This window comes from Pseudomonas sp. Con_6 (genome assembly GCF_059379395.1).
In genome coordinates, this window is record NZ_CM182011.1 from 4,405,239 (window position 1) to 4,419,001 (window position 13,763).

Annotated in this window: 3 protein-coding genes; 2 read left to right on the forward strand and 1 reads right to left on the reverse strand. The window is 60.8% G+C overall.

What is annotated here, in order from left to right; genetic code table 11:
* Positions 1-15: 15 nt before the first annotated feature.
* Complete coding sequence (locus AC5QPF_RS19545) at positions 16-309, reverse strand: DUF1330 domain-containing protein (RefSeq protein WP_494959459.1); 294 nt, start codon at positions 307-309, stop codon at positions 16-18.
* A gap of 77 nt (positions 310-386) precedes the next feature.
* On the opposite strand from AC5QPF_RS19545, the gene ribBA reads away from it, so the two are divergent.
* Both ribBA and AC5QPF_RS19555 read left to right on the forward strand, forming a co-directional pair.
* Positions 387-1,520, forward strand: coding sequence for a bifunctional 3,4-dihydroxy-2-butanone-4-phosphate synthase/GTP cyclohydrolase II (gene ribBA, locus AC5QPF_RS19550; RefSeq protein WP_494959460.1), 1,134 nt, complete (start codon positions 387-389; stop codon positions 1,518-1,520).
* A 184-nt stretch (positions 1,521-1,704) separates the two neighbouring features.
* A complete protein-coding gene (locus AC5QPF_RS19555; RefSeq protein ID WP_494959461.1) occupies positions 1,705-13,716 on the forward strand; it encodes an RHS repeat-associated core domain-containing protein in 12,012 nt (4,003 codons plus the stop codon).
* The last annotated feature ends 47 nt before the right edge of the window (positions 13,717-13,763 follow it).

Genomic DNA, 13,763 nt, shown 5'->3' on the forward strand with positions numbered 1-13,763 from the left:
GGACCGTTCATCGGTTCAGGGTTCGTATCCTTCCACGATGATCACTTGCGCCTTCGCCGCGCCCTGCCGATAGCCGCAGGCTTCCTGATACTGCGCCGAGCGATAGCAGGCCACGGCCTGTTCATACGACCCGAACTCGATGACCACGCTGCGCTGCGGCGTCGCGCGACCTTCCATCGCCTCGCTGCGCCCGCCGCGGGCCAGCAGCTTGCCGCCGAACGCGGCGAACGCTGCCGGGGCGCGCTGGGTGTACTGCTGGTACTGCTCGGGATCGGTCACATCGACATGGGCAATCCAGTACGCCTTCATCGCTTTCTGCTCCTCTACTGGGGAAATTCGTATTATGGTATACCATAATTTTCAACGAACCACAGTGAGCGCGCAGCATGGCTTTCAACAGCATCGAAGAGATTCTCGAAGACTACCGCCAGGGCAAGATGGTCCTGCTGGTGGATGACGAAGACCGGGAAAACGAAGGTGACCTGCTGATCGCCGCCGAGCGTTGCGACGCCGCCGCCATCAGCTTCATGGCCCGCGAGGCGCGCGGCCTGATCTGCCTGACCCTGACCGACGAACACTGCCAGCGCCTGGGTCTGGAGCAGATGGTGCCGGCCAATGGCAGCGCCTTCAGCACCGCCTTCACCGTGTCGATCGAGGCGGCGCGCGGGGTCACCACCGGCATTTCCGCCGCCGACCGCGCCTGCACCGTCGCCGCTGCGGTCGCGGCCAATGCCACGGCGGACGACCTGGTCCAGCCGGGCCATATCTTTCCCCTGCGCGCCCGCGAAGGCGGCGTGCTGACCCGCGCCGGGCACACCGAGGCCGGTTGCGACCTGGCGCGCCTGGCCGGTTTCAGCCCGGCGTCGGTGATCGTCGAAGTGCTGAACGACGACGGCACCATGGCTCGCCGTCCCGACCTTGAGATCTTCGCCGCGCGCCACGGCATCAAGATCGGCACCATCGCCGACCTGATCCACTACCGTCTGAGCACCGAGCAGACCGTCAAGCGCATCGGCGAGCGCGAGCTGCCGACCGTGCACGGGACCTTCCGTCTGGTGACCTATGAAGACCGCATCGAGGGCGGCGTGCACATGGCCATGGTCATGGGCGATATCCGTCGCGAGCAGCCAACGCTGGTGCGGGTGCATGTGATCGATCCGCTGCGCGACCTGGTGGGTGCAGAGTACGCCGGGCCGGCCAACTGGACCTTGTGGGCGGCATTGCAGAAGGTCGCGGCCGAGGGTACCGGGGTGGTGGTCATCCTCGCCAACCATGAATCATCGCAAGCCCTGCTGGAGCGGGTACCACACCTGACCCAGCCGCCACGGCCCTATCAACGTGGGAGCACCAAGACCTATTCCGAGGTCGGGACCGGGGCGCAGATCCTGCAGGACCTGGGCGTGGGCAAGCTGTGCCATCTGGGTCCGCCGCTGAAGTATGCCGGGTTGACCGGCTATGACCTGGAGGTCGTGAAGAGCATTCCTTTTGAAGAAGGGATGGTGGGCAGCCCCCAACCTTGAGGGCTCTATCGACATTGCGGTGGGGCCCTGCCAGACCAGACGCTGGATAACCAGCCACCTGACATTTCTGTCAGTTGTTCCGCTCATCCCCGCTCACTACAGTACAGCGCATCTCTCCCTTTCGCGTCGGTTCGACGATGCTTTGCGCAGCCGTCCTCCGATGCTCATCCGAGGAGCTTGCGCAATGGCGAACAAATGGACGGAGTTGGGTGACGTCTGGTCTGGGCGCGATCTGGCCGAGGGTGAGCGGGTTACGGTCAATGTCTTCGACAAGGCGACGCAGACCGTCCTCGAGCAAACCACCTTCGTGTGCAAGGCCGGCCGCCTGGGTCAGTACGTCTGGGTGATGGACCTGTGCGAGCAGGTCAATGCCAAGCTCAAGCTGATCCGTGCCGGCGCTCAAGTGGGCGACAAGCTGGAAATCCAGAACAGCGGCTATCTCAACAAGTTCTGGAGCATCACCGACCGCGATGTGCAGGTCATCACCACGACTGCACGCGCCAGCAACTGGACCACCGCCAAACGGGTCAACATCGACCTCACCGAGGACGTCAAGGTCGGCTCCACCCTCCAGCTCAAGGTGCACAACTCGAAGGGCCAGTTGCTGGAAACCGTCAGCTTCAAATCGAGGCCTGGTCGCAGCACCCTCGGCCTGTGCGCCAAGGACTTCGCCACCGAGATCAACAAGACCAGCCTCTATGTACGGGCCGGTCACAGCTCCGAACACCTGATCGAGCCTGAGTGGCATGAAGCGGCGAACTGGATCTGGATTCCCTTCAATGCCGATTTCACCGTGACCTGGTCGATCGACTCGACAGGCGCCTGGACGGAGCTGGGTGAAGTCTGGTCGGGCCGCGCCCTGGCCGAGGACGAGCGAGTCACGGTCAGCGTGTTCGACAAGGCTACGCAGGCCGTACTGGAGCAGACCACCTTCGTGCCCAAGGCCGGTCGCCTGGACCAGTACACCTGGGTGATGGACCTGTGCGAGCAGATCAATGCCCAACTGAAGCTGATTCGCGCCCAGGATGCAGACAATGGCGAGTGGTTGATCCGCAATAGCGGTTACCTCAACAAATACTGGGGGATCACCGACCGTGACGTACAGGTCATCACCACGACCGCACGCGATAACAACTGGCCTTCGGAAAAACGGGTGAATCTCGATATCGGCGAAGACATCGTGGTCGGTGCGACCCTGCACCTCAAGGTCCAGGACTCGAAGGGGAAACTGCTCGAGACCGTCAGCTTCAAAGTGGCTCACGGACGCAGCACCCCAGGTCTCTGTGGCCAGGACTTCGCGAAGCAGATCAACAACACGAGCCTCTATGTGCGCGCCGGCGCCAAGGCCGGCAGGGAGCCCTCCGCGAAAGCCCTGGCGAACTGGATCTGGATTCCGTTCAACGCCGGCTTCACAGTGAACTGGTCGATCGACCTGTCCTCCCTGAAGGAGCTGGACGACGTCTGGTCCGGCCGCGATCTGGCCGAGGGCGAGCGGGTCACGGTCAACGTTTTCGACAAGGCCACGCAGACCGTACTGGAGCAGACGACCTTCATGCCCAAGGCCGGCCGGCTGGACCAGTACACCTGGGTGATGGACCTGTGCGAACAGGTCAACTCCCAGTTGGAACTGATTCGTGCGGGCGTCAAGGTGGGTGGCAAGCTGGAGATCCAGAACAGCGGCTATCTCAACAAGTTCTGGGGCATCACCGACCGCGATGTGCAGGTCATCACCACGACTGCACGCGCCAGCAACTGGACCACCGCCAAACGGGTCAACATCAACCTCACCGAGGACGTCAAAGTCGGCTCCACCCTCCAGCTCAAGGTGCACAACTCGAAGGGCGTGTTGCTGGAAACCGTCAGCTTCGAATCAAGGCCTGGTCGCAGCACCCTCGGCCTGTGCGCCAAGGACTTCGCCACCGAGATCAACAAGACCAGCCTCTATGTACGGGCCGGTCACAGCTCCGAACACCTGATCGAGCCTGAGTGGCATGAAGCGGCGAACTGGATCTGGATTCCCTTCAATGCCGATTTCACCGTGACCTGGTCGATCGACTCGACAGGCGCCTGGACGGAGCTGGGTGAAGTCTGGTCGGGCCGCGCCCTGGCCGAGGACGAGCGAGTCACGGTCAGCGTGTTCGACAAGGCTACGCAGGCCGTACTGGAGCAGACCACCTTCGTGCCCAAGGCCGGTCGCCTGGACCAGTACACCTGGGTGATGGACCTGTGCGAGCAGATCAATGCCCAACTGAAGCTGATTCGCGCCCAGGATGCAGACAATGGCGAGTGGTTGATCCGCAATAGCGGTTACCTCAACAAATACTGGGGAATCACCGACCGTGACGTGCAGGTCATCACCACGACCGCACGCGATAACAACTGGCCTTCGGAAAAACGGGTGAATCTCGATATCGGCGAAGACATCGTGGCCGGTGCGACCCTGCACCTCAAGGTCCAGGACTCGAAGGGGAAACTGCTCGAGACCGTCAGCTTCAAAGTGGCTCACGGACGCAGCACCCCAGGTCTCTGTGGCCAGGACTTCGCGAAGCAGATCAACAACACGAGCCTCTATGTGCGCGCCGGCGCCAAGGCCGGCAGGGAGCCCTCCGCGAAAGCCCTGGCGAACTGGATCTGGATTCCGTTCAACGCCGGCTTCACAGTGAACTGGTCGATCGACCTGTCCTCCCTGAAGGAACGGGGTGAAGTCTGGTCCGGCCGTGATCTGGCCGAGGGCGAGCAGGTCACGGTCAACGTCTTCGACCAGACGACCCAGACCGTGCTGGAGCAGCTCACCTTCGTGCCCAAGGCCGGTCGGCTCGACCAGTACACTTGGGTGATGGACCTGTGCGAACAGGTCAATGCCCAACTGACGCTGGTACGGGCCGGGGTCAAGGTGGGTAGCAAGCTGGAGATCCAGGCCACCGGCTATCGCAACAAATTCTGGAGCATCACCGACCGTGACGTGCAGGTCATCACCACGGCCGCACGCATCAACAACTGGCCAGCCGACAATGGCTTGAACATCGACCTCGCCGAGGAGGTCGTGGCCGGTGCCACCCTGCACCTCAAGGTTCAAAACGCGAAGGGAGCCGTGTTGGAGACCGTCAGCTTCAACGTGGCGCCCGGCCGCGGCACCCCCGGCCTCTGCGGCCAGGACTTCGCGAACCGGATCAACAGCATGAGTCACTATGTGCGGGCGGGCGTCAGGAACGGCAGCCACATCCAGCCCTCTGCAAAGCCCCTGGCGAACTGGATCTGGTCTCCCTTCAACGCCGATTTCACCGTGAGCTGGTCGATCGACCTGTCCTCCCTGAAAGCGCTGGATGAAGTCTGGTCCGGCCGTGACCTGAACGAGGGTGAACGGGTCACGATCAACGTCTTCGACCGGGCTACGCAGACCGTGCTGGAACAGATCACCTTCGTACCCCAGGCCGGTCGCCTGGACCAGTACACCTGGGTGATGGACCTGTGCGAGCAGGTCAATGCCCAATTGAAGCTGATTCGTGCTGGCATCAAGGCGGGCAGCAAACTGGAAATCAAGAACAGCGGCCATCTCAACAAATTCTGGAGCATCACCGACGCTGACGTGCAGGTCATCACCACGACGGCACGTGCCAACAACTGGACCACTGACAAACGGGTCAACATCGATCTCACCGAGAAGGTCATGCTCGGTGCCACCCTCCAGCTCAAGGTGCACAACGCGAAGGGCGTGTTGCTGGAAACCGTCAGCTTCAAGCCCACGGAGGGGCGTAACACTCCCGGGTTCTGTGGCAAGGACTTCGCGCTCGAGATCAACAAGACCAGCCTCTATGTGCGCGCGGGTCACAACAACGGACATGAGATCAAGGCCTATGCGGAGCATCTGGCCAACTGGATCTGGATTCCGTTCAACGCCGATTTCACTGTGAGCTGGTCGATCGACCTGTCCTCCGTGAAGGCGCTGGACGAGGTCTGGTCGGGCCGCGACCTGGTCGCAGGCGAGCGGATCACGGTCAACGTGTTCGAAAGGTCATCGGGGACCGTGCTGGAGGCGTTCACCTTCGTGCCCAAGGAAGGTCGCCTGGACCAGTACACCTGGGTAATGGACCTGTGCGAGCAGGTCAATGCCAAGCTGGAGCTGGTTCGTGCGGGGGTCAAGGTGGGCAACGGACTGGAGATCTGGGCCAGCGGCTATCGCAACAAATTCTGGAGCATCACCGACCGTGACGTGCAGGTCATCACCACGACCGCACGCACCAACAACTGGCCTGTAGCGAAGCGGGTGAACCTCGACCTTGCCGAAGATATCGTGGCCGGCGCCACCCTGCACCTCAAGGTCCATGACGCGAAAGGCCTGTTACTGGAGACCGTCAGCTTCAAAGTGGCTCAGGGACGCAACGCCGCAGGGCCCTGCGGTCAGGACTTCGCCAGCGAGATCAACAGGAAAAGCCACTTCGTGCGAGCGGGCGTCAAGAGCGGCAGCAACATCCAGCCCTCTGCGCTAGCCCAGGCAAACGGCATCTGGATTCCGTTCAACGCCGATTTCACAGTGGGCTGGTCGGTCGACCTGTCCGCCTTCAGGTTGCTGGACGAAGTCTGGTCAGGCCGCGATCTCGCCGAGGGCGAGCAGGTCACGGTCAACGTCTTCGACCAGGCGACCCAGACCGTGCTGGAGCAGACCACCTTCGTGCCCAAGGCCGGTCGGCTGGACCAGTACACCTGGGTGATGGACCTGTGCGAACAGGTCAATGCTCAACTGACGCTGGTGCGTGCCGGGGTCAGGGTGGATAGCAGACTGGAGATCCAGGCCACAGGCTATCGCAACAAATTCTGGAGCATCACCGATCGTAACGTGCAGGTCATCACCACGGTCGCACGGATCAACAACTGGCCTGTCGAGAAACGGGTGAATCTCGACCTCAATAGAGAGGTCATGGCCGGTTCCACCTTGCACCTCAAGGTCTACAACGCGAAGGGAACACTGCTGGAGAGCCTCCACCTCAGCGTGGCTGAGGGACGTACCAGCCCAGGAGCGTGTGGCCAGGACTTCGCCACCCACATCAACAGGACGAGTCACTTCGTGCGCGCCGGCGTCAGGCAGGGCAGCACTATCCAGCCCTCCGCGAAAGCCCTGGATAACTGGATCTGGATCCCCTTCAACGCCGATTTCAGGGTGAGCTGGTCGATCGACGTGACCGACGTGACCGACGTGACCGATCACGAATACGGCTGGTCGATCGACCTGGCGAGCACCTGGACCGAACTGGGCGACGTCCTCACGGGCCGCGATCTGACCGAGGGTGAACGAGTCACCGTCAATGTCTTCGACAAGGCTACGGACACCGTACTGGAGCAGACCACCTTCGTGCCCACGGCCGGCCACCTCAGCCAATATGTCTGGGTGGCCGGCCTGTGCCGACATGTCAACGACAACCTCAAGCTGATCCGCGCCGGCACCCACGATGCCGCCGGTAACTGGGACATCATGCTCGGCGACCGCATGAACAAATACTGGACCTGGTCCCTGAGCGAGATCGAGGTCGTTACCACGGTGGCGCATGTCGACAACTGGAATAATGTCTACCGCTCGAAGATCGACATCACCCAGATGGTCTCCAAGGATGATGTACTGCGGGTGGAGGTGCGCAACAAGTTTTACCGTCTGATCGAGACCATCATCTTCACCCCGAACGCGCTGCAGACGGATCCCGGAGAATGCGGCCATGATTTCGCTGCCCATATCAACAACACCAGCCAGTTTCTCCGGGCGGGCGTGCAGAGCCCTGACAACCCCAGCCTGATACAGCCCGACCGGACGCCGGGCTCGAACTCCATCTGGCTTCCTGCCAATGCCAATTACAGTGTGTCTTGGACCAGCGACAAGGTGAAGGAGGCCTGCAAGATCAGCGCTGACCGCGATGCGCAGGAAGGCGAGCGCATCACCTTCTTCGCCTTCGACAATTCCGCCAACCTGTTGCTTGATCACATCGTCCTGACCGCCCGGGCCAGTACCAACACGCTAGCCAAGGACAAATGGCCGGGCGCCCTGGCCAGGCTGATCAACGCTTCGTCTGTCCATGCCTCGGCCACGGCGACCGCGATCAGCCAGAAATACGCCAATCTACGCCTGTTCACCACCGCCCTGCACCTGGACAACTGGGTCGAGGACAGCAAGATCACAGCCACCCAGGTGCTCACGGCCGCGGACCGCATCGTGGTCAAGGTGGCGACCCTGACCGGGAGCAACTTCTGCGAAGCGCTGACCTTCACTCCCGATCCAGCCAGGCTGGCCGCGGCCCAATGGGCCAAGGACCTGGCGACCTATATCAACGATAAGAGCCTGTACCTCAAGGCCGGCGTCAAGGACACCACGAAAAAGACCATCGTCCCGGCCGAGCACACCAGCAACAACGTGCTCTGGCTGCCCAAGAGTTCGAACCTGACGGTGACTTACGAGAAAACCCGGCTGAGGGAACTGGCGCCTATCTCCCTGCAGCACGATCTGACGGTGAACGAGAAGAGCTACGTCTACGTGATGGACGACGCCAGCGACACCATCCTGCGCCAGATCACCTTCAAGCCGCTTGCCGGGCGCACCAGCCGCTATTCGGAGGCGCGGGATTTTGCCGCGGCGATCGACAAGGCGACGGAACTGGTGGTTGCCGGGCAGAAGGTGGGCGATGCCGTCCCTAAACCAACGTGGAGCAGCTATCTGAACAAGATCTGGGGTTGTGCAAGCAACGTGCGGGCGTTCCACACCCTGCCAAGCCTGGGCAACTGGGATCAGGGGAGTGTCATCGGCGACCACGACCTGGTCGAGAACGAGCAGGTGGTGATGAACGTCAAGGGCCAGAAGACCGGGCGGATCCTCGAGACACTGTCGTTCACACCCAAGGCGAACCGGTTGAGCCTGGCGCTGTGGCCGAAGGACTTCGCCGAAGAGATCAACAAGACCAGCAAGTTCATCCGCGCCGGTCGGGAAAACACCGAGAAGGACTTGATCGAGCCATTTCAGGAGGAGAACAAGAACCTCCTATGGACGCCCAAGGGCTCGATGCTGGAAATAGAGACGCAGACATTCGTGCCCATCAGCAAGCCGCAGCCGGGGATGAGCAGCGAGACCCAGCAGTTGTTCGAGCAGTGCATGGAGTCACGCAAGCATGTCACCGTCGACGCCAGGACCGGCAAAGGGGTGTTGCGCATCCCCCTGGCGGAGTTGTTTGCCGATGACAGCCTGAAGAATCCCCTGGCGATCAGTCTTTCATACGAAAAATCCAATGGCATACATGTCCAGGTAGGCAATTTCCTGAACCGGGTGAAGCTGGTCTCTGACAACGGCGGGACTGCGGCGTTGATCACCTTGAGGGATGGACGGGTTGTCAGCGTCAGCCATGGAACCATTGCGATGAATGGCGGGGATTTCACCATCCGGCCATTTACCGAAGAGATAATTCACGAATTCGGAGGGCCTCAGACCATCAGGGCGGGCTATAGGGTCAGCTACAAGGACGGTAGCCGCGACACCTTCAGGTTCGTCATCCAGACCACAAATGAATATCAAGTGAACTGGACCCAGTACATGCTTCCGTCCGGCCTGTGCCTTGACTTGAAATACAACTTCTTCGGGCTGGAGCAGGTCAGCAAAGGCGAGCAGGTGCTGCTGAAGGTGGATTGGCATTCATTCGAGGAGCTCGCGCAATCCGGGATGTGGAGACTGCCCAAGACCATCGTCATATTTCCGGATAGCACGACGGAAAAAAGAACCTTCACCTTCGTCAAGGCCAGTTGCAACGGACAGCAGACCAGCCTGAACGGAGACGGTTTCGCCACCTCGGGCAAGATCAACTACCTGATCAAGCGAGACGCTGCCGGCAACCTGACCAGTTTCGAGGCCGAGCATCAGCACCCCTTCGAGAAGGAGACCGACAAGGCAATGCATCGCGAAACCCTGGAGTACGACCGTGACAACAGGATCACTCGCCATACGGTGGCTCCGGGAGCCGGCATGGACGATCTGGTGCATGACTATGCCTATTCCGGCACTACGACCACCCTGGTCGGTTATTACAAGAACGCAACACCGCGCGCCACGTTGCTGCGCCATCACCACTTCCACAACGAACAGAGTTGCGTAGAGCGCTACGGCAGCGACGCCGTGCCACTCTGCAAGCAACGTCTCCATAGCCTGGATACCCGGAACAAGTGGTTAGTGTCACAACACCGCACCTGGGAAGGCGACGTGCTGGTCGATCAGCAGACCCTGGCACTGGACGGCATTGGCAACCCGGTACGACGCAACAACAACGATGAAATCACCCAGTGGACCTACTACAACAACTACCAGCAGTTCAGGATCACGGAAACCGAGACACATGTAGAGGACTGGAGCTTCTTCGCCTGTCTGTTCAAGGTCATCGACTATGCCAATCCTCTTGGAGCAATCTTTGCCGTGGGTAGCTACAGCGGGATGACTTGGGGGACGCGCCTGGATACCACGGTCGAAATGCTGCCGGCCGTCAACGACTATGCGAAGAAGGCCTTCGACCTGCCGGTGGATATCGTCCACTGTGGCAGCGACCGACCATTTTCCGGCGACGTGGAATCGGAACTGGTCAGCCGCAAGATCGGCGACCAGGAAGTGCCGCAGCGCCTGACCTTCTTCGGCTATGGCAACTTCGACGGGCACATCCGGGCCAAACAGAAGCTGACCATTCTCCAGCCAGACTGCAGTTTGGTGGATGTGACCACGGAGCAATTGGCCGTGGCGACCAAGGCTGCGGCCCCCTTGGTCAAGAGCCTGAAAGCACAGATCAGTGCGGCGAGCGCCGAGGAAAAATCCGGTTACGAGGAGGTGCTGAAGGACCTGAACAAGAGCGTCGAGGAGCAGAGCAAGGCCAACAGCCAGGGCTTCAGGTTGAATAGCAAGAAGTCGACCGGCATGACCCTGGAAACCTACGATTACCACATCGACAAGACCAAGCCTGGCTACGGCATGGTCGCTTGCTGCAAGAAAAGTTTCGTCAATGACCAGGGGGCCAGCGACACCCCGAGTACTACCATCAGCTATGCGTATAGCCTGGATCCGTCAGATAGCGACAAGCTCGTCATCGAGACCACCGTCACCGACAACGAGAAGGTGATCACCTCCAGTCAGACCCGCTCGAGGTTGACCGGGCGCCTGTTGGAAAGCACCGACAGCGAAGGCTACAAGACCGTCCGAAGCTACGATCCCCTGGGCAACCTGCTCAGCGAAACCGTCAGCCTGGACACCGTGGAGGTGCGCAAGACCACCTGCACCCTGACACGCAATCTGGTCTGGCAGTACGACATGAAAGAGCGCATGGCCATTACCCGGCACAAGCACGATGCCATCGGGCGCAGGATTTCCCAGGCGGCCAAGCAGTATGGGTGCACCGAGTTCGTGGAAACCCATCGCTGGGACTACGACAAGCTTGGCCGCATCGCCAGCCTGGTGGAAACCGACTACAACGCGCGCAATAAAAAGCTCACCGTTCGCGAAACCCAGTGGAGCCATGACGCCAGTGGCACCATCACCACGACCTGCCTGCTCAAGGACAGCGCGGACAAGGAATTGAACAAGGTGATCCGCAAACGCACCCCTGGTGCCAGGGGCGAGTGCCTTAGCCAGGGTAATTTCAGCATCGATCGGCAGTTCGATGCCGGCAAGAAACTGATCACAGAGCAGTATTCGCTGACCGGTGGCGAAGGCTGCAAGATAGAGCGAAGCATGTCTCCCGAAGGGCTGATGACGTCGGTGCGCTATATCAGGGTCGAGTCCGACAACAAGGAAACCGAGCAGGACACACTCGACTTGACCTACGACAAATACGCCCAGTTGACCCAGGCTGCGCCCAGGATCGGAGCGGCCTCCAGTTATACCTATGATGCTTCCGGGCGCCTGCTGACCAGCACGCGTGATGGTGTGGTGCTGCGCAACTCATATAGCCAGGGCAACCTGTCGACCGCTGCCAACAGTGCCTCGGTCAAGAGTGGCTCCGCCACTAAAATCAAACTCGGCTCCCAGACGGTGGACTTCCTCGGCCGGGTCACCGAACAGTGTGTCGGAGACAACACGGTTTCATTCAGCTACAGCGGTGCGTCGACCAAGGGCACACGCACGACACCCGGTACCGCACCGACGCCACTGAATGGTTACGTTACCGACCTCTACCAGATACACCTCAAGGAAACCCAGAACCTGTACATGCAAAACGCGAGTTCAACGCTGGAGTTCAGCCTTGGCGGGCGGGTGATCGGCTTTACCGACCTGACCAAAGCGGTCACCACCTACCAGTACGATTTCTTTGATCACCTTGTCGGGTCGGAGAGTGAACACTGCGTATGCAACTTGACCTATGCCGACAATGGCCTGCTCAGCAGTGAAACCGTCAAGGCGGTGAAATCCGACAATCTCGAGATGAAGGTGGAGTACACCTACGACGGGCTCGGGCAGGAGATCAAACGCACCTTCACCTGCACAGGGGTGGAGATCAGCGTGGAGCGCACCCTGCGCGGGGATGGACGCCTGAGCAGGAGCGTTATCAAGGAGAAAGGGACGGAGAAGTCCGCCGACAGTTACGAATACGACGACTGCCTGCGCCTGAAGAAATGGGTGGAATCCCCGAACCGGACGGATACCTATAGCTATGATCTGCTCGGCAATACGGCCAGCCATGCCAACTCGTCCAGCGGCAACTCCGACCTGTTCTACCACGTCGATCTCAAGCCCGGCATGGTGAGCAAGGTGTTCATTCAGAAAACCACCAACAAGGATCCGGACACTGCAACGGGTACGGCAAAAACCTACGACGCCAAGGGCAGCCTGACCATCGACGGAGTCCGGCGCCTGAGTTACCACGACAACGGCCAGGTCAATACGTATTCGATCGATGCCGACAAGACCAAATACACCTTCAGCTATGACAGCGAAGGCCGGGTGCGCGGCGGCAGTAACGGCACCCAGACCGATTACTATCACTACCGCGGCGATTGCGTTTATGCCCTGGTCCAATATGACTTCGCCCCGGGTGCGGCCTTCACCGAGCGCTCGCTGGTGCTGCGCAATGAAAGCCGCGCCTGCCTGTTGCAGGACACCAGGACCGACAAAAAGGACAGCCGTTCATTCGAACTGCGCGACGCCAACGGCACGGTCTTCGCCAGCATCGACCTGGCCACCAAGGCCATCACCTACTTCCGCTACGAGCCTTATGGCAAGCGGCATTCAGGGGCCAAGGCGGAGAACTGGCTGGGCTTCAAGGGGGAGCCACTGAACCGTGTGGGCCTGTATCACCTGGGCAATGGCTATCGCCTCTACGACCCGGCCTGGGGCCGCTTTCTGTCCCGGGACAGCAAGAGCCCGTTCGGTGTGGGCGGGGCGGCAGGATACGTGTTCGGCAACGCCGATCCGGTCAACCACGCGGACCCCAGCGGGCGCGAGGTCGTCGCCCAGTACTCGCGCTGGCTCGGCACGGGGATTATCCAGAGCACCGCGTTCCGCATCGTGGTCGGTGCGGTGGGTGTGCTGCTGGCGCCATTCACTGCGGGGACATCGATGCTCCTGGCGGTCGCCACAACGGTGCTGGCGGTGCTTTCCTTCTCCTTCGACGTGGCCTCGATCATCCTCTCGGAAAGCGATCCGGAACTATCCCGGACCCTCGAAGGCTGGGGGCAGGCCTTCGGTATCGCCAGCGCCGCAGCCGGGATCGGCATGGGCGTGAATGGTCTCAGGAGCTTGCCACGCAACTGGTTCCGCGTTCGTGGCGGGCCGTCGATACGGTTCCCGGTGAAATGGCCCAAGCTCCCCAACGAGCTGCGCATCGCCCAGGAAGCCCGCAGCAGGGCGTTGATCCAGTTGATCCAGCAGGCGGACGAAGCCAAGGCGGCAGGGAGATTCAATGCCTTCAAGGCGGCCTCCCTGAACCATGACGCTGCCATGACTGTCGGTGACGTGGTACGGGGCACAGGCTCAAGCAGCAGTTTCCTGCAGGAAGCGGCTGGCAACGGGCGGAGCCTGTTCAAAGGCACCATCCGCCAGTTCGATGATTCGCTGTTCGATCTGCTCGGTTACACGCTGGACGCCAACTCGGGGCCCAATGTGCTGATCCAGAAGTTCATGCCGGCGACCGACAGCGAAACCGAACGCAAGTCGCTGGTCGCCCTGCCGATGCCAGGCCGGGAAACGCTATTCCCCTGACCGGGCATGGAACGACAGGCCTCATCGCTACATTCGCTCCCCCCAAA

Excerpts from the sequence above, each read along its gene's own strand:
- AC5QPF_RS19545 (WP_494959459.1), bottom strand. The coding sequence starts at position 309 with ATGAAGGCGTACTGGATTGCCCATGTCGATGTGACCGATCCCGAGCAG.
- ribBA (WP_494959460.1), top strand. The coding sequence starts at position 387 with ATGGCTTTCAACAGCATCGAAGAGATTCTCGAAGACTACCGCCAGGGC.
- AC5QPF_RS19555 (WP_494959461.1), top strand. The coding sequence starts at position 1,705 with ATGGCGAACAAATGGACGGAGTTGGGTGACGTCTGGTCTGGGCGCGAT.